Origin of the sequence: Pelagibius sp. CAU 1746 (genome assembly GCF_039839785.1) — a bacterium.
Classification (GTDB): domain Bacteria; phylum Pseudomonadota; class Alphaproteobacteria; order Kiloniellales; family Kiloniellaceae; genus Pelagibius.
This window is the reverse complement of the sequence record NZ_JBDOQT010000001.1, coordinates 1,084,373-1,100,646: the sequence shown is the minus strand read 5'-3', so window position 1 is coordinate 1,100,646 and position 16,274 is coordinate 1,084,373. Positions and strand designations below refer to the sequence as shown.

The following is a 16,274-nucleotide window of genomic DNA, read 5'->3' as shown; positions in this document are numbered from 1 at the left end:
GTCGTTGAACCCGGGAAAATCAAAGAAAACCTGAGGTTCGGCCCCGCCCCGGGCGGGGGCCAGCCATGGCCAAGAAAGCGTTGACAGCCGGACGCCCGGCTCCCTAGCTAAGGGGTTCCGGGCACCCCCCCGCGGCGGCCAAACGGCGGCTACGCGGCGGCGCCTGCGGCGCGAAGAGAGCGGATAAGCCTGCGGCGCGGAGAGAGCGGATAATCCAGGGTTGGGCCCGGGCCCGGCCCGGATCCGCACCGGGCCTGGCGCGAGGCGGCTTCGGGGCCGCGATTTTGAGGACTTGGCCTATGGCGATGGACCACCCCCGCTGGGAGGGTGCCCAGACGGAAAACCCGGCGGCGGTGGAGGAGTCTCCCTCGAAAGCGGGGCTCAGCATGACCTTCGGCGGCGACACGCCCCTGATGCTGGACTGCGGCGTCGCCCTGGGGCCCTTCTCCCTGGCCTACCAGACCTACGGCGAACTGAATGCCGAGAAGTCCAACGCCATCCTGGTCTGCCATGCCCTGACCGGCGACCAGTTCATGGCCAGCCGCCATCCCGTCACCGGCAAGGAAGGCTGGTGGAGCCAGGTCGTCGGCCCCGGCCTGCCGCTCGACACCCGGCGCTACTTCGTCATCTGCATCAACGTGCTGGGCGGCTGCATGGGCTCGACCGGGCCGAAGTCGGTCAATCCGGCCAGCGGCGAGCCCTGGGCACTGGACTTCCCGGTCATCACCATAGCCGACATGGTGCGCGCCCAGAAGCTGCTGATCGACCACCTGGGCATCGACAAGCTGTTCTGCGTGATCGGCGGCTCCATGGGCGGCATGCAGGTGCTGGAATGGGCCGCCAGATACCCCGAACAGGTCTTCGCCGCCGTGCCCATCGCCACCGCGGCGCGCCACACGGCGCAGAACATCGCCTTCCACGAGGTCGGCCGCCAGGCCATCATGGCCGACCTGGACTGGTGCGGCGGGCGCTACATCGCGGAAGGCAAGAACCCCGACCGCGGCCTGGCCGTGGCGCGCATGACCGCGCATATCACCTACCTGTCGGAACCGGCCCTGCACCGCAAGTTCGGACGCCGCCTGCAGGACCGCAACAGCCTGACCTTCGGCTTCGAGGCCGACTTCCAGGTGGAGAGCTACCTGCGCCACCAGGGCGCCGCCTTCGTGCAGCGCTTCGACGCCAACTCCTATCTCTACATCACCCGGGCCATGGACTACTTCGACCTGGCCCAGGAGCACGGCGGCAAGCTGGCCAACGCCTTCCGCGACACGCCGGTACGCTTCTGCGTCGTCTCCTTCACCAGCGACTGGCTGTTCCCCACCTCCGAGAACCGCGACATCGTCCACGCCCTCAACGCCGTGGCCGCCGACGTGAGCTTCGTGGAGATCGAGAGCGACGCCGGCCACGACGCCTTCCTGCTGGACGAGCCGGAGTTCCGCCAGACCCTGGCAGGCTTCATCGCCGGCTGTGCCGAGCACCGCGGACTGAACGGGTGATGCTCCGCCGATGAACCCGCTCGACGCGCCTCGCCCCGCAACCGCCCCGACAGCGCTGGCCAAAACGCCGCTGCGCGCCGACCTGCAGCTCATCGCCGACATGGTCGCGCCGGGCAGCCGGGTGCTGGACATCGGCTGCGGCGAGGGCGCGCTGCTGGAATACCTGGCGCGCGAGCGCAGCGTCGCCGCCCGCGGCATGGAGCTGTCGCAGAAGAACGTGAACGCCAGCGTCGCCCGCGGCCTCTCGGTCATCCAGGGCGACGCCGACAGCGACCTAGCGGAATATCCGGCCGGCGCCTTCGACTACGCCATCCTTTCGCTGACCTTGCAGGCGACGCGCGACCCGCGAAAGGTCGTGGAGCAGATGGTGCGCATCGGCCGCCACGCCATCGTCTCCTTCCCCAACTTCGGCCACTGGCGGGTGCGCCTGCAGCTTCTGATGAACGGCCGCATGCCGGTCACCGAGGCGCTCTCGGAAGCGTGGTACGAATCCCCCAACATCCATCTCTGCACGCTGCGCGATTTCATCGCCCTCTGCGGCGATTGCGGCATCGAGATCGAGGAGGCCCTGGTCCTGAACGGCCGCGCCCACCGCGCCAGCCTGAACAGCCCCCACCTGGCCAACCTCTTCGGCGAGAAGGCGATTTTCCGCCTGCGCAAGGACTAGGGCAGATCAGGGTCGGCTGGAATCGGCGAAGGCGATCCACCGGCCCTGAGTATCCGCCGAAAGGCGGGAGCTGACGGCCCGCTCTGACAGCGCAGGGCCTTGCGGCCAAGAAAGGACTTGGGTCCTGCCCTCTGGCGCCGACTGAACCATTTTCCTCCCCGCAGCGACCCAGAATGGCGATACTGGACCCGTTCCTATGTCGTTCCCCAGCAGGAGGAGCCGATAATGGACGTTTTCCGAAAAGCTTTTCGCGTCTCACAAAGCCGGCGCTCAGCGCTCGCCGCAGCCGCGGTCTGGCTGCTCGCCGCTGGATCGATCGAGCCGGCGCTGGCCAAGAGCGACGAGGAAGCGACGCTGGTGAGCGTGGTTCCCCTGGAGATCAGTGTCGCCAGCAATGGCGTGGCCTACACCACGACGCCGCCGAACGGGAATATCGTGGCCAACGTCCATGTAGAAATCGATTCCGGCTGGTCCGGTCATGTGAAGAGCTGGGAGGTCTGGCTTGAACTGAAGGCCAGCGACGCCCTGGGCCTCGAATTTCCGGAGCACGGCGCCGACGAGAGCTACCCGGTGTTCCAGCGGCCGCACAGCGTCGACGAAGTCGAGCAGTTGCTGCTCCCTTCCGCTGCCTACAACAGCTACATCGTCGCCCAATGCAACAACCTCGCCGACTCTCTGCGCGAGCAAGGCTTGTCCGATCAAGAGATATTCGACGAAGACCGGAACATCGGGCTCTGGGTGATTCCGCAGTTGGATGTCGACTACAGCGGGATCGTCAACCCCGGTCTTGCGGAGGCGGCGGCCGGGTCCCCCCCAGATATCCAGATCATCTGCAAGAAGTGGACCGGCAGCGCCATGCCGATGGCCGGGGCGCTTCAGTCAAACTTCCAGGTGACCGGCGCCAAGCTCGCCATCTCGCCGGCCTACCGGAACCTCGTGGCCGACTGCCCGGTCACGGTGCCCCTGGTCGCCGAGTTCACAGCCACCAACGCCGGCAACCTCAAGTTCCGTTTCGTCTCTGCAAGCGGCAAGGCCTCGCAGCTACGCTCGGTGAACATCACCAGCCAGACCAACGGCGTCTTCAAAGCGCTCCACGAAGAGCATATCCAGGTTCCTCTGGCCCAGGGCGGAGGTCCCGCCGGGAACCCGAGCGGCGCCGGCGGCATCGTCAATCAGCAGCCCGGTGGCGGTCTCGCCGTCCAGACTCAGCCGGAAGACCCGCTATTCCCGGGTTCCGCATCAAGTAGCGGGATGGGGCAGGTGCAGGTGAACCCACTGGCCGGCAACATCCACAGCGAGTCCTTCCGCGTCGAAGTCATGGACCCGGCAACCGGCATCGTCTCGGACTACGCCGGCTACCGCATCACCTGCAAACCCCAATCCGCCGGTATCGCCACGCCCAAGGCGCTGCAGATGCAGCCCAAGCCGCCCCAGCCTCAAACCCAGCCCGGCACCGCCGCGATCCAGCCCGGCGGGCTGGCCGCGAGCCGCGAGCCGGCGGCGCCGCGCCGGCAGGCGCAGGTTCCGGCGCTGCCGCGCGCCGGCCTCACCAGCGGCCTGAAGCCCGACATCAGGGCCACGACCCTGGGCTTCGTGCTGGCCGGCGGTCCCAATCCCTGGGGCTCGACCGTGGTGATCGACAAGCCGCAGCTCGCCGCCGCCACCGGCGTCGGGCCGAAGCACAACCTCTGCCGCTTCACCCAGGCGGCCTATCGGCCCTTCAACAAGGGCGACGTCCAGAGCGGGCCTTTCAAGAACAAGGTCTATCGCGGCTCGGCGACGGTCGACCAGTCGGTCCACAACCTGGCGCCCAAGCAGACCGACGGCTGGCGCAGCTTCGCGCTGGAGCTGCCCAGCGGCCTCAGCGTCATCCGCGTGGTCATGGACGCCGACAGGCAGGTCGACGAAAGCGACGAGGACAACACCTTCGCGATCCGCGTGAACGTGAAGCTGGACTGCGGCGGCGCGCCCAGGCGCACGACGCCGCAGCGCGAGCTTCAGCCGCAGCGCGCCACGCCGCCGCCGCGCCAGCCGCTACGTCAGTAGGCCGGTTCAACGCGGGAAGATCAGGACTCGTCGGAGAGGTCGCGGTGCAGCCGCCCGGCGGCCTGCGGGAAGGAGACCACCACGGGGCGGCGGAATTTGCGCTGCTTGGCGGGGGTCATGGTGCCGGCGTAGAGCTGCTTGCCGGATTCGATCATCACCACGCCGGCGAAGGTGGGGAAGAAGCGCGCGCCCATGCGCTCCCAGGCCGGGGCGGAGCGCAAGAAGGTGAAGTTCGCGATCGGCGGCACATAAAGCGCCCGCTCGGTGCGCGCCGGGATGAACAAATTGTCGCGCAGCACACGGGAAAGCTGGGCACCGCTGTAGGGATGGCCCCAGCCCAAGGGCGTGCGGTCGGAGCGCGCCCAGATGCCGCGCCGGTTGGGCACGACGACCAGGAGCCGGCCGTCGCCGGTCAGCACGCGCCAGATCTCGCGCAGCAGGCCGCGCAGGGATTCGCTGTTCTCCAGGCCGTGCACCAGCAGCACCCGGTCGACCGAGTAGTCGGGCAGCGGCAGCTCGGTCTCCTCCACCAGGCTGACCAGCCCCGGGCCTTCCGGCGGCCAGTGCATGACCCCTTGGGAGGACGGCATGAAGGCGAGAGTCCGCTCAGCCTCGCCTTTAAACTGGCGCAGGTAGGGGGTGGCGAAACCCAGGCCGAGGACGCTCTGGCCGCTCACGTCCGGCCAGAGCGAGCGCACCGCGCGGCGCACCATATGGCGCGCCACCTGGCCGCGGCGGGTCTCGTAGAACTCCCGCAGATCGACAACGTCATGCCACATGGTGTGGATAACTTAGCACAGGGCCCTGGACCCCGTGAATGGCCGATCTGCTATGGTCAACCGTGGGTTAATTGCGAAGGAACCGCCCTATGCCGGAGGCCACGGACGCCCTCTCGGCCGCCGACATCATCCGTGAGCTGGCCCTGCAGCCGCACCCGGAAGGTGGCCACTTCCGCGAGACTTTCCGCGACCCCGTCACCCTTGGAGAAGGAAAGGCGTCGCGCGGGGCCTCGACGGCGATCTACTACCTGCTGCAGGCCGGTGAGGTCTCGCACTGGCACCGGGTCGATGCGGCGGAGGTCTGGCACTGGTACGCCGGCGCGCCCCTGGAGCTGACGATCTCCGCGGACGGGCGCGAGGCCGCGACCCACCGCCTGGGTCCCGAGGTAACCGTCGGCCAGCGCCCGCAGGTGGTGGTGCCCGCCCAGGCCTGGCAGGGCGCACGCAGCCTCGGTGCCTGGACGCTGGTGGGCTGCACCGTGGCCCCGGCCTTCCGCTTCGAGGGTTTCGAGATGGCGCCGCCGGGCTGGCAGCCGATGTCTCTGCGCGGCAAACGCTAACGCGCGCGCCGGCGCCGCAGCATTTCCTTGGAAGCCAGCATTGCGCCGGCAACGATCAGCAGGCAGGCCAGGCCCACCTGCCAGGTCGCCTCGGCCTGGCCGAAGGCGATGAGGACGAGGGTGGAGAGCAGCGGCGCGGCGTAGGCCAGCGCGCCCAGCACCTGGATGTTGCCGTGCTTGGTCCCGTAGTCCCAGACGAAGAAGGCGGCGCCCACCGGCCCCAGGCCGAGGCCCAGCACCGCCAGCCACTGCAGGCCCTGGGGCGTTACCGTGGTCTCGACCGCCAGATGGCAGAGGAAGGCGAGCAGCGCCACCGCGCCGCAGAAGCCGCCCACCACCTCGGTCGGCACCGCGCCGAAGCGGCGGTTGGCGACGGAGTAGCTGGACCAGGTGAGCGCGCAGGCCGCCGCGGCCAGGTAGCCGAGCGAGTAGCGCGCGTCGAAGCTGAGCGAGCCGCCCTTGGTGACCAGCAGCCCGGCGCCGAAGAGACCCATGGCGGCACCCGCCAAGTGGAACCAGCGCAGCCGCTCGCCGGGCAGCAGCGCCGAGAAAACCACGATGAGCAGCGGCCAGAGATAGGCGATGAGGCTGGCATCCACCGCCGGCGCATTGCCGAGAGCGACGAAGTAGAAGAAGTGGTAGCCGAAGAGACCGCCGACGCCCAGCGCCCAGACCGCCGGCCGCTGGCGCCAGGCGGCGAAGGCGCGCCGGCCGCGCGCCGCCAGCACGGCGAGGCCGAGGACGAAGGCCACGGCGAAGGTCATGGCCAGGAGCTGGAAGGGCGGAATACCTGCCGCCCCGGTGGTGAAAAGCGCCAGCAGCGCCCACAGCAGCACGGCGATACCGCCGATCAGGGTGGCCCGCACGCGGTGGACGCCGCTGTCGCTTGCGATAGAAGTCATGCCAGGGGGAATAGCCGCCCCGGCGCGCCGAGGCAAGCGGCGGCGGGTTTCAGTCGCTTCGGGTGTTTCGCTTCCGTATCGCGAGACCGATGATCCGCAGGGTTTCCTTCCACAGGTCGTAGGGCGCCAGGTCCGCCGGGTCGGCCCAGACAACCTCGGCCGCGTCGTGACCGGCTACCGCCTCCCCCGAGCGCCACTCGGCCAGCAGGTCGACCAGGGTGTAGTGGTACTGCACCGCGCCCTGGCCGTCGCGGGTGATGGAGTCCACCACGTCGACCAGCGTGCCGACATCGACCTCGATGCCGGCCTCCTCCGCCACCTCGCGGCGGGCGGTCGCCTCGATGCGCTCGCCCAGGCGCTGACGGCCGCCGGGCAGCGACCACTGGCCGGCGCGCGGCGGTTTGCCGCGGCGGATCAGCAGCACACGATCATCCTTGAACACAACGACGCCGACCCCGATGAGCGGGCGGTTGGGATAGTCGTTCACGTGAAGCCTAGTCCGCTTCGCCGTGGGCCACGGCGCGCAGCCGTTCGTCCACCGGCACGCGGTAGCCGTTGACCAGGCTGTTGGTCTCGTTGGCCATGCCGACCACGGCCAGCAGCTCGTTCAGCATCTCGTCGGTCATGCCCTTCTGGATGGCGCCCGCTGTGTGCGAGGTGATGCAGTACTCGCAGTTGTTGGTGACGCTGACGGCGATGTAGAGCATCTCCTTGGTCAGCGGGTCGAGTGCGCCCGGCGCCATGACCTGCTTCACGCTCTCCCAGGTGCGCTTCAAGGTCTGCGGGTCCTGGGCCAGCGCCTTCCAGAAGTTGTTCACCCAGTCGGTCTTGCGGGTCGCCATGATGTCGTCGTAGACGGCGCGCACCTCGTCGCTCGCGTCCTCGTACTCGATGAGCTGCCCCAGGGGCATGGTGTTTCCTCCCCGTTCTTCGCGGCGGCCATTCTAATCCAGATAGCGGAAGCTGTCCGCGCCGTCGAAATGGCGCAGGGGAATGCCGGCGACATCCTTCGGATCGAGCAGCCGGGTGTTCACCGCCATCCGGGCGTCGGGCTTCGGCTCCAGGCCCTGCCAGTGGGTGATGCAGCCGCAAGCGCGGCAGCGGTGGAAAGCCAGCAAGCGGTCGCCCCAGACATAGGCCTCGGTGGCGTCTGGCCGACCGGTGAAGCGCACCTCCCGTTCCTCGAAGTAGCCCCAGAGCGTGCCGAGCCGCCGGCAGATCGAGCAGTTGCATTCATTGCGCCATTCCGGCGGCCGCGGCAGCTCGAAGGTGACGGCGCCGCAGTGGCAGGATCCGAGCAGCATGAGGCTTCTCCTTCTCAGTCGTCCAGAAGCCAGCGAAAGGCGCGGCGCAACTCCGCCGCCCCGTCGCGTTCGTAGCAGCGTCCGTGGGCCAGGATAACGCGCTGCGGGTCCCAGGCGATCATGGTTTCGACGGCCCGGCGCAGCTCCGCCCGGCGCCCTTTGAAAGTCAGGCGCATGTCACGGGGCATCTGGCCGTCGGGATCCAGGATGCCGGCCCAGCGCGTCAACCGGCGCATGACGAAGCCGAGTTTCCGCGGCTCGAAGTTCTCGATCAGGTCGGTCAGGACCAGGGTGCGGCTGGGACGGTGGAAGAAGACGACCTCGGTCATGTAGCTGCCGGGCACCGGCAAGGTGGCGATCTCGCCGTCCCAGGGATAGCCCGCGGCGGCCTCCAGCTCACAGGCCGGGAAGTCGATGCGCCCGCCCGCCTGCTCGCGCACGCGCGGGGCCAGGTAGACCTCGGCCGCCGGAAAGGCCGCGTGCCAGTCCGGCACCCACCAATAATGGATGCGGTTCGGCGCGACGATCCAGCGCGGCGGCCCCAGCACCTCGACCGCGCCTCGCAGCGCCGGGCTCAACGCCGTCGGCGAATGGATGAAGAGCCCGCCGCCGATCAGGCGGAGGATGGTCATGCGGGTGGGGAAGCGCAGCTTCAGCCAGCCGAGGCCGAAGCGGATGGCCGGGCCGTCGACGGTCCAGACGTTCTCGGCCAGCGGCTTCAGGCTGCCGAGCGGCGGATAGGTGATCTCACCACCGCCGCTCATACCTCTTCCCCGGGCCGCCGGCCTCAGGTCATGTACTGGCCGCCGTTGGCGGTCAGCGTGGCGCCGGTGATGAAGCCCGCGTCCTCGCCGGCCAGGAAGACCACGCAGCGCGCGATCTCCTCCGGCTCGCCGAGCCGGCCGACCGGGATCTGCGGCAGGATCTTGGTGTTGAGGATTTCCTCGGGCACCGCGCGGACCATCTCGGTGCCGATGTAGCCCGGCGCGATGGCGTTGACGGTGATGCCCTTGGGGGCGTTCTCCTGCGCCACCGCCTTGGTGAAGCCGAAGACGCCGGCCTTGGCGGCAGAGTAGTTCGCCTGTCCGAGCTGGCCCTTCTGGCCGTTGATCGAGGAGATCGAGATGACCCGGCCGTAGTTGCGCGCCCGCATGCCTTCGATGACGTTGCGCGTCATGTTGAACAGCGAGTCGAGGTTCGTGGAGATGACCGCGCGCCAGTTCTCGGGCGTCATGCGGTGCAGGGTGCCGTCGCGGGTGATGCCGGCATTGTTGACCAGCACGTCGACGGGCCCCAGATCCGCCTCGACCTTGGCGATGCCCGCCTTGCAGGCCTCGAAATCGCCGACGTCCCACTTGTAGACGTGGATGCCGGTTTCTTCCTTGAACTTGTTCGCCGCCTCGTCGTTGCCGCCGTAGGTGGCGGCGACCGTGAAGCCGGCGTCTTTCAGCCCTCTGGAAATCGCCTCGCCGATCCCTCGGGTTCCCCCCGTTACCAGAGCCACGCGCGCCATCTTCTAGCCTCCCCGTTTGACCATTCCTAGCCGTCTGAAACGACGGTCTGCTCGCCGTGTCCAATCAAATCACGGAACAAGCATACCGCCAACCGCTGCACCGCCGCCCAGGGGCAAAAAAGCCGGATTCCCGTTCGGCGGTACCGCCAAATCGCAGCGGCTGCCGAACGACAAAACGGCCTGCCCCTCAAAAAAGGCAGGCCGCTCTGCGCAGCATCGTTACCCCAGCGCCGCGGGGTCCGCCCAGCGTCACAAGGTCGCGGGCGGCGCTGTTCTCCGCCCGACCTCAGCCGCGCTTCCGGTCGCTCCCGCTCCCTTTACCCGCGCTCGAGGCACATGGCGATGCCCATGCCGCCGCCGATGCACAGCGTGGCCAGGCCTTTCTTGGCGTCGCGCTTGGCCATCTCGTGCAGCAGGGTGACCAGCACCCGCGCGCCCGAGGCGCCGATGGGGTGGCCGATGGCGATGGCGCCGCCGTTCACATTCACCTTCGCCGGATCCCAGCCCATGTCCTTGTTCACCGCCAGGGCCTGGGCGGCGAAGGCCTCGTTGGCCTCCACCAGGTCGAGGTCGTCGACTGACCAGCCGGCCTTTTCCAAGGCGCGGCGGCTGGAGGGGATCGGGCCGGTGCCCATGATCGCCGGGTCGACGCCGCAGGTCGCCCAGGAGACGATGCGCGCCAGCGGGGTGACGCCGCGCGCCGCGGCGTCGTCGCCCGACATCAGCACCACCGCGGCGGCGCCGTCGTTGATGCCGCTGGCGTTGCCGGCGGTCACCGTGCCTTCCTTGTCGAAGGCCGGACGCAGCCCGGCCAGGCTCTCCTGCGTGACGCCGTGGCGCGGATACTCGTCGCTCTCCACCACCACGTCGCCCTTGCGGGTCTTGATGGTGACGGGGACGATTTCCTCGGTGAAGCGCCCGGCCTTCTGCGCGGCCTCGGCCTTGTTCTGCGAAGCGGTGGCGAAGGCGTCCTGCTCGTCGCGGGTAATCTGCCACTGCTTGGCGACGTTCTCCGCCGTGTTGCCCATGTGGTAGCCGTTGAAGGCATCCCAGAGGCCGTCCTTGATCATGGAGTCGACCATCTTCAGGTCGCCCATCTTCTGGCCGTTGCGCAGGTGGGCGACATGCGGCGCCTGGCTCATGCTCTCCTGGCCGCCGCAGACGACGATCTTGGAATCGCCGACCTGCACCGCCTGGGAACCGATGGCGACGGCGCGCAGGCCGGAACCGCAGAGCTGGTTGATCTGGTAGGCGGTCTTCTCGTAGGGAATGCCGGCCTCGACGGCCGCCTGGCGGGCCGGATTCTGACCGGCGCCGGCGGTGAGGATCTGACCCAGGATCGCCTCGTCGACCTCGGCCGCCTCGACCTTGGCGCGTTTCATGGCTTCCTTGATGGCCACCGCGCCGAGATAGGAGGCCGCAACGGAGGAGAGCCCCCCGCTGAAAGCGCCAACGGGGGTACGGGCGGCACCTGCGATTACGACATCGGTCATCTTCGGATATCTCCCTTGTGGCGGACAGGAATCGCCGTGTTTCGACACGGCCAGCCGCTTATGCGCGCACCGCCGCCCGGCGGCAGTCCGCACGTTCATGTATCGCTCTCAACACCGATATAAGAACAGACGACCGGCCGGTGCAAGCCGCGCCTGGAGACTGTTAGATGACAAAGAATTCAACGACGGATTAGCCTGCGCGCGCGGCCCGCGCCTTGATCCAGGTCAGCAGCGGCCGCCACACCTCCTTCTCGGCCCGCGCGCCCACCACCATGCCGATGTGGCCCGCCTCCGGACAGAGCCGCTCGACGCCGGGAATGACCTCGGCCAGCGCCGCGGCGGAGGCGGGCGGGACGATACGGTCCTGGGCCGGGATGACGCAGAGCGTCGGCAGCTCGAGCCGCTTGGGATCGACCACGGAACCGGCAAGCCGCCAGCGCCCGGCGGCGGTCGCGTTCTCGCCGTACCACTGGCCCAGGCACTCGCGCGCCACGGGCGCGGCCAGCGGCACGCCGTCGTTGAGCCAGTCTTCCAGGGCGACGAAGTCACGCGCCTTGGGGCTGTCCGGGTCCAGCCGTCCGAAGGCCAGGAACTTGCGCACCACGAGATGCGGGTCCAGGCTGGCGAACAGGGTCTGCAGCAAATCTACCGGCATCTCCCCCGCGACCTCCAGCAAGGGCGCGACCAGCGGCAAGGCGGCGGCGGCCATGCGGCTGTGCGGCGCGTTCTCGGCATGGAAATCCCAGGGCGTCGCCAGCAGCACCAGGCCGGCGAGATCGGGCTGGCGGCGCAGCGCCAGGCCCAGCGCCAGCAGCCCGCCCATGCAATAGCCCATGACCAGCGGCGGCCTGTCTTGCGCGTCGGCGCGCAGCGCGTCGAGGGCGCGCTCCAGCCGCCCGGCGACGTAGTCGGTCAGGGTGAAGCCGCGCTCCTCGGCGCCGGGACGGCCCCAGTCCATCAGCAAGGGGCGCACCCCCCGGCGGGCCAGCCAGCGCAGGAAGGAACGCTCGGCGGTGATATCCAGCACGTAGGCCCGGTTGATCAGCGAGGGCACCACCAGAACCGCCGGGCCGTCCGCCCCAGCCCCGGCGCCCTCCGCTTCCGGCAGGGCGCCGTAATCCAGCAGGCGGCAGGCGCCCTCCTGCCACAGCACCGGCGGATCGGCGAGGTCGCGGCGATAGGGATGGTGACGATAGGCCTCCAGCCCGGCGGCCAGCGCCGCCATGCGCCCCGTCACCTCGCGCTCCACCGCCGCCGCGACGGCGGCAGGGTCACGCCCGTCGAGACTTTGCCTTAGTGCCTCCGCGCGCCCGGCCAGATCCCCCTTCCAGGTCACGGATCCGCTGCTCCAGAGCGGCAAGGCGCTCCTCGAGGAGGCCCAGGTCAGCCCCGCCGCCATGAGATGCAGCGGCAGCGGCCTCGGCCCCAGCCTCGGCGGCCCTTGGTCCCGAGGCTTGCCCGCTCCCGTCGTGCTTTGCGCCTGCTGGCTTTTCATCTGTCTTTGGTTCCTGCGGGTTCGTCCTGCCCGTTTGGGTCGCGGGCTGGGCGGCGCTCATCAGTGTCGACATGGCGGCGGGCCAGGCCGACCACATGGCCGGCAGGCCGCTGGCGGCCACTCCCATGGCGGCCATGACCTTCTGCAGGGATTCCGCGAACTCCGGATCGGCGGCCAGGGCGGTCATCTGGTCCTGCCAGAGGTCGACGTAGCGCCGCGCCAACTCTTCCAGATCCTCCGGCGAACCTGCCTGCTCGTCCTTCGCCATAGTCGCTTCCCGGCGTCCTCTTCCCGGGGCCTGCGCCCCTGTTTTCCCGGCGAAGTATAGCGGCCGGCGACGCGCCCTGACCAGCGGGCCGGCGCTCCCGGCGGGCGAAATGGTCCGGAAAACCGTCCAAATGGCGCCTTGGCGGGGCCTTCGAGACTAGACGTTGACAGTGCGTGACGCGGCGCAGCAATATCCCCTTAGCACGTGCGGTAATGATTTCCGGCGATTCCGGAGCCCCTGGCGGGCCGAGACGGCGACGACCACAGGCCCTTGCAGCCGGCACTAGGAACCAACGGCCCGGAATAGGCCTGCCAAAGGTTGCCGGAGACCGATACCGCAAGGGAACACGCATTCGCAGAGCTCGCTGCAGGGCGCCGCTCCGGGAAGCCGGAAGGTGAAAGCAAGCTGCGAAGGACGGGAAAGGCATTGGAACTTGGCTGGCACCGAAAAGAACGGCAAGAAGCAGGGTGACGGCAGCGGGCCGATCACCATCAAGAAGTACGCGAACCGCCGCCTCTACAACACGGCGACCAGCAGCTACGTCACGCTGGACCATCTCTGCCAGATGGTGCAGGACGACGTCGACTTCGTCGTCTACGACGCCAAGTCCGGCGAGGACATCACGCGCTCGGTGTTGACGCAGATCATCGTCGAGGAGGAATCGAAGGGGCAGAACCTGCTGCCCATCAACTTCCTGCGCCAGCTCATCTCCTTCTACGGCGATTCCATGCAGTGGATGGTGCCGCAATACCTGGAGCACATGATGGGTGCCTTCGCCCAGAACCAGGACCGCATGCGCCAGTCGATGCAGGAAACCTTCGGCGGCATGTTCCCCTTCAGCAATCTGGAGGAAATGAGCAAGCAGAACATGGCGCTCTTCGAAAGCGCCATGCGCATGTTCTCCCCCTTCGGGGCCACCGAAGGCAAGGAGGGCGAAGGCAACGCCGCCGCCTCGGCCGGCGGCGCGGGCCCCGCCGGCGGCCAGGCCAAGGAATCCCTGGACGCCCTGAAGGCGCAGATCGACCAGCTGCAAAAGCAGATCGACACCCTCAACAAAGACAAGCCCTGACGGGCAAAGTAGACGGAGTCCGACCGGCGGAGAATGCCCCGGCGTTGGCCGGAGCGGGGCCGCTTCAGTCGCTGCCAACGGCCCCCAGGGTCGCCGCCGCCAGCAGAGCGGCCGGCTGCACCGCGCCGCGCAGATGGCCGTCGATCTCGGGGCGCCCGAAGTAGTAGCCCTGCAGCAGGTCGATCCCGGACTTGGCCAGATAGTCGGCGTCCGCGCGCGTTTCCACGCACTCGGCGACGGTGGACACACCCAGCGCCCGCGCCAGGGCCATGAGGTTGTGAATGAAGATCTGGTTTTCGGTGTCCGAGGTGATGTCGCGGACGAAGGAGCCGTCGATCTTCACCACGTCGACCGTCAGGGCCTTCAGATGATGGAAGGTCGTGAAGCCCGAGCCGAAATCGTCGAGCGCCACCTTGCAGCCGAGGGCACGCAGCGCCGAGACGAAACGCGAGGTCTCGTCGATGTCCTGCAGAGCCGCGGTCTCGGTGATCTCGACGATGAGCCGCTTGGCGATGTCGCGGCGCTCCTTGAGGCGCGCGACCAGGCCGCGGAACCAGGAGCGCTCGGTGGCGGTGAGGCCCGAGATGTTGATCGCCAGGGAGACCTGCGGATTGCGCTCCAGTTCCCGGATCGCCAGATCGCGCACCCTGTTGTCGATGGAGCGCATGAGGCCGAGCTGCTCGATGGCGGGCACGAACTGTGCTGCCGGCACCAGCTTGCCCTCGCGGTCGTACATACGCACCAGGCATTCGTAGTAGCTGACCCGGTGCGTGCCCGCGTCGACCACCGGCTGGTGGGCCAGGACGATACGGTCTTCCTTCAGCGCCAGCTGAACCTCTTCGCCGATATCCATGCTGGCGCGATAGCCCTGGCGCTGCTCCTCGGAGAGGGCGAAGAAGCGCAGGCAGTCGCGGCCCGCGGCCTTGGCCTGCTGCATGGCGCTTTCCGCCTTGGTCATGGCGTCGACCGCGGTCTTCGATTCGGCGGGGAAGAACACGGCGCCGATGGAGACCGTCACGTGCACCTGGTCGGCGCCGACGGTGATGGGGTCGTCGCGCATCGACTGCAGCACGCGCTCGGCGGCGATCTGCGCGGTCTCTTCGGTGCAGGCGCTGAGGATGGCGCCGAAGAAGTCGCCCCCGGGCCGGCCGATGACGTCGGCGGCGCGCAACCGGTTGTCGAGGCGGCGGCCCAGCTCCACCAGCACCGCGTTGCCGGTTTCGTAGCCGTAGCCGGTGTTGATGCGATCCAGGTGATCGACGCCGATCACCATGTAGACCCCGGACTGGCCGAAGCGCGTGGACTGCGCCAGGGCATGCTCCAGCGCCTCGCGCAGGCGCACCTTGTTGAAGTGGCCGGTCAGGTCGTCGAAGTTTGCGAGATATTCCAGGCGCTCTTCCTGCTGCTTGCGCAGGGTGACCAGGCGGATGACGCCGGACATGCGCGCCGGCGTGCCGGCCGGCGAGTACTCCACGGCGCCGCGGTCGTGCAGCCATTGGAATTCGCCCTGGCGGATGCGCAGGCGGAACTCGCAGTCGTAGTCGCAGGTGCCGGCAAAGTGGTCGGCAAGGGCGCGGCGGCGGCGCGGCACGTCCTCGGGATTGATTCGTGCCTGCATCTCCTCGCCGCTGCGCGGCATGGTTTTGCCCTCGGCGTCGAAAAGCGAGGTGATGTCGCCGCTGAAGACGATCTCGTCGGTCGCCAGATCCCACTCGTAGACCACGTCGCCCGAGGCATGGATCGCCGTCTCCAGGCGCGCCAGCGCCTGAAGGCAATCTTCCCTCATCCCTGGTTTGCCGACGCTCACTCCATCGACAGGGGAGGTGTTGACGCGGGACTTGGTCACGGCTTGCGGTCTCCTACCTGAAGTCGAACCCTGGCACGAAGCCGGGGTTCCAGCCGACCTGGGCGTCTCTTGATGCCCGGAACTAAACGAATTTGGCAGGCGACCCTTAAGGAACGGTGAAATACCACCTAAGGAACCCCGGTCCTGAAACAACATCTATAGTGAATATTTGATGAAATCAGTAATTTGACAGAAACTCACAGAAAATATGGTGAATATAATTGGTTAATTTTTAAACCATGATAGATTCAATGCTTGATAAATTTCTCACAACCTGCATTTATTGTAGGCAGTAGGGATAGAACCTCGTGGAGCCTCCTGGGAAACCCCTGGCATGACCGCTGTTCCAAGGCTACAGCTTCTTCCAGCCCCCGGCACCTTGCCGGGCACGGCGGCTGTCGCCCTGCCGGGCCAGGGTGAACCGCGGGTCCAGCCGGTGGTCCCGGTCAAGGCCACGCGCCACAACCGGCCGGAGATCCAGCAGCCCACCATCGACGAGCGCCAGGCGCGCCGCCAACTCGGCAACGAGCGCGCCGCCGATCACGGCCGGACCGGCGACGAGCGCGTCGGCCGCGGCCGGCAGGACGCGATCCCGGCGCGCGGCGAGGCCGCCAACGGGCGGCTGATCGGCTTCTCACGCCTCAGCTCGATGCCCTTCATGGTGCAGGTGCTGGGCCAGCAAGCCACGGCCGGACGGCCCCAGGCCGCCACCCCCCAAACCAGCCTCAGCGGGCACCGCGATGCCGCGCAGCTGGGCAGCGACGTCTACCGCAAGGCCGGCGGCGAGCCGGAGATCCTGCCCGACGACGCGACCTTCGTACGCCTGGCCGTCTAAT

Annotated in this window: 17 protein-coding genes; 6 read left to right on the top strand and 11 right to left on the bottom strand. The window is 68.2% G+C overall.

Annotated features, from left to right (window positions below; translation table 11 throughout):
• Positions 1-386: 386 nt before the first annotated feature.
• The 3 genes from AAFN88_RS05260 to AAFN88_RS05250 all read left to right on the top strand — a co-directional run bounded on the left by AAFN88_RS05260 (position 387) and on the right by AAFN88_RS05250 (position 4,209).
• The gene (locus tag AAFN88_RS05260; protein ID WP_347521634.1) at positions 387-1,496 is read left to right on the top strand and encodes a homoserine O-acetyltransferase; all 1,110 of its coding nucleotides are present in this window, start codon (positions 387-389) and stop codon (positions 1,494-1,496) included.
• Positions 1,497-1,506: 10 nt separating this feature from the next.
• Positions 1,507-2,163 (top strand): methionine biosynthesis protein MetW, encoded by a 657-nt coding sequence (gene metW / locus AAFN88_RS05255; protein WP_347518768.1) that lies wholly within the window; start codon positions 1,507-1,509, stop codon positions 2,161-2,163.
• A 225-nt stretch (positions 2,164-2,388) separates the two neighbouring features.
• On the top strand, positions 2,389-4,209 hold the full coding sequence (locus tag AAFN88_RS05250; protein WP_347518767.1) for a hypothetical protein: 1,821 nt from the start codon (positions 2,389-2,391) through the stop codon (positions 4,207-4,209).
• Positions 4,210-4,229: 20 nt separating this feature from the next.
• On the opposite strand, the gene AAFN88_RS05245 is transcribed toward AAFN88_RS05250, so the two are convergent.
• Positions 4,230-4,988 (bottom strand): methyltransferase domain-containing protein, encoded by a 759-nt coding sequence (locus AAFN88_RS05245; RefSeq protein ID WP_347518765.1) that lies wholly within the window; start codon positions 4,986-4,988, stop codon positions 4,230-4,232.
• A gap of 89 nt (positions 4,989-5,077) precedes the next feature.
• Here AAFN88_RS05245 and AAFN88_RS05240 point away from each other — a divergent pair, with 89 nt between their 5' ends.
• A complete protein-coding gene (locus tag AAFN88_RS05240; RefSeq protein WP_347518763.1) occupies positions 5,078-5,548 on the top strand; it encodes a cupin domain-containing protein in 471 nt (156 codons plus the stop codon).
• On the opposite strand, the gene AAFN88_RS05235 is transcribed toward AAFN88_RS05240, so the two are convergent.
• The 9 genes from AAFN88_RS05235 to AAFN88_RS05195 form a co-directional block, all read right to left on the bottom strand.
• Positions 5,545-6,450, bottom strand: coding sequence for a DMT family transporter (locus AAFN88_RS05235; protein WP_347518761.1), 906 nt, complete (start codon positions 6,448-6,450; stop codon positions 5,545-5,547). The two genes, AAFN88_RS05240 and AAFN88_RS05235, sit on opposite strands and share 4 nt — an antisense overlap.
• Positions 6,451-6,499: 49 nt before the next feature.
• Positions 6,500-6,937, bottom strand: a complete 438-nt coding sequence (locus AAFN88_RS05230; protein ID WP_347518760.1) for an NUDIX hydrolase — start codon at positions 6,935-6,937, stop codon at positions 6,500-6,502.
• A gap of 7 nt (positions 6,938-6,944) precedes the next feature.
• On the bottom strand, positions 6,945-7,361 hold the full coding sequence (locus AAFN88_RS05225) for a carboxymuconolactone decarboxylase family protein (protein ID WP_347518759.1): 417 nt from the start codon (positions 7,359-7,361) through the stop codon (positions 6,945-6,947).
• A 33-nt stretch (positions 7,362-7,394) separates the two neighbouring features.
• Positions 7,395-7,754 carry a hypothetical protein gene (locus tag AAFN88_RS05220; RefSeq protein WP_347518758.1) on the bottom strand — a complete coding sequence of 120 codons (360 nt, stop codon included), beginning with the start codon at positions 7,752-7,754 and terminating at the stop codon, positions 7,395-7,397.
• A 14-nt stretch (positions 7,755-7,768) separates the two neighbouring features.
• Complete coding sequence (locus AAFN88_RS05215; protein ID WP_347518756.1) at positions 7,769-8,518, bottom strand: DUF4336 domain-containing protein; 750 nt, start codon at positions 8,516-8,518, stop codon at positions 7,769-7,771.
• Positions 8,519-8,541: 23 nt separating this feature from the next.
• Positions 8,542-9,267, bottom strand: a complete 726-nt coding sequence (gene phbB / locus AAFN88_RS05210; RefSeq protein ID WP_347518755.1) for an acetoacetyl-CoA reductase — start codon at positions 9,265-9,267, stop codon at positions 8,542-8,544.
• A 317-nt stretch (positions 9,268-9,584) separates the two neighbouring features.
• Positions 9,585-10,760 (bottom strand): acetyl-CoA C-acetyltransferase, encoded by a 1,176-nt coding sequence (locus tag AAFN88_RS05205; RefSeq protein ID WP_347518753.1) that lies wholly within the window; start codon positions 10,758-10,760, stop codon positions 9,585-9,587.
• Between the two features lie 190 nt (positions 10,761-10,950).
• Entirely contained in the window at positions 10,951-12,096 is a 1,146-nt protein-coding gene (locus AAFN88_RS05200; protein ID WP_347518752.1) for an alpha/beta fold hydrolase, read from the bottom strand.
• Positions 12,032-12,523: a hypothetical protein gene (locus tag AAFN88_RS05195; protein ID WP_347518750.1), complete on the bottom strand. Its 492-nt coding sequence runs from the start codon at positions 12,521-12,523 to the stop codon at positions 12,032-12,034. The genes AAFN88_RS05200 and AAFN88_RS05195 overlap by 65 nt, the downstream gene beginning before the upstream one ends.
• Positions 12,524-12,956: 433 nt before the next feature.
• Between AAFN88_RS05195 and phaR the strand changes: the two genes are divergently transcribed.
• Positions 12,957-13,592: a polyhydroxyalkanoate synthesis repressor PhaR gene (phaR, locus tag AAFN88_RS05190; RefSeq protein WP_347518749.1), complete on the top strand. Its 636-nt coding sequence runs from the start codon at positions 12,957-12,959 to the stop codon at positions 13,590-13,592.
• Between the two features lie 64 nt (positions 13,593-13,656).
• Here phaR and AAFN88_RS05185 read toward each other — a convergent pair whose 3' ends face one another.
• Positions 13,657-15,438 carry an EAL domain-containing protein gene (locus tag AAFN88_RS05185; RefSeq protein WP_347518747.1) on the bottom strand — a complete coding sequence of 594 codons (1,782 nt, stop codon included), beginning with the start codon at positions 15,436-15,438 and terminating at the stop codon, positions 13,657-13,659.
• 334 nt (positions 15,439-15,772) lie between these two features.
• On the opposite strand from AAFN88_RS05185, the gene AAFN88_RS05180 reads away from it, so the two are divergent.
• Positions 15,773-16,273 carry a hypothetical protein gene (locus AAFN88_RS05180; RefSeq protein WP_347518745.1) on the top strand — a complete coding sequence of 167 codons (501 nt, stop codon included), beginning with the start codon at positions 15,773-15,775 and terminating at the stop codon, positions 16,271-16,273.
• Position 16,274 lies beyond the last annotated feature (1 nt).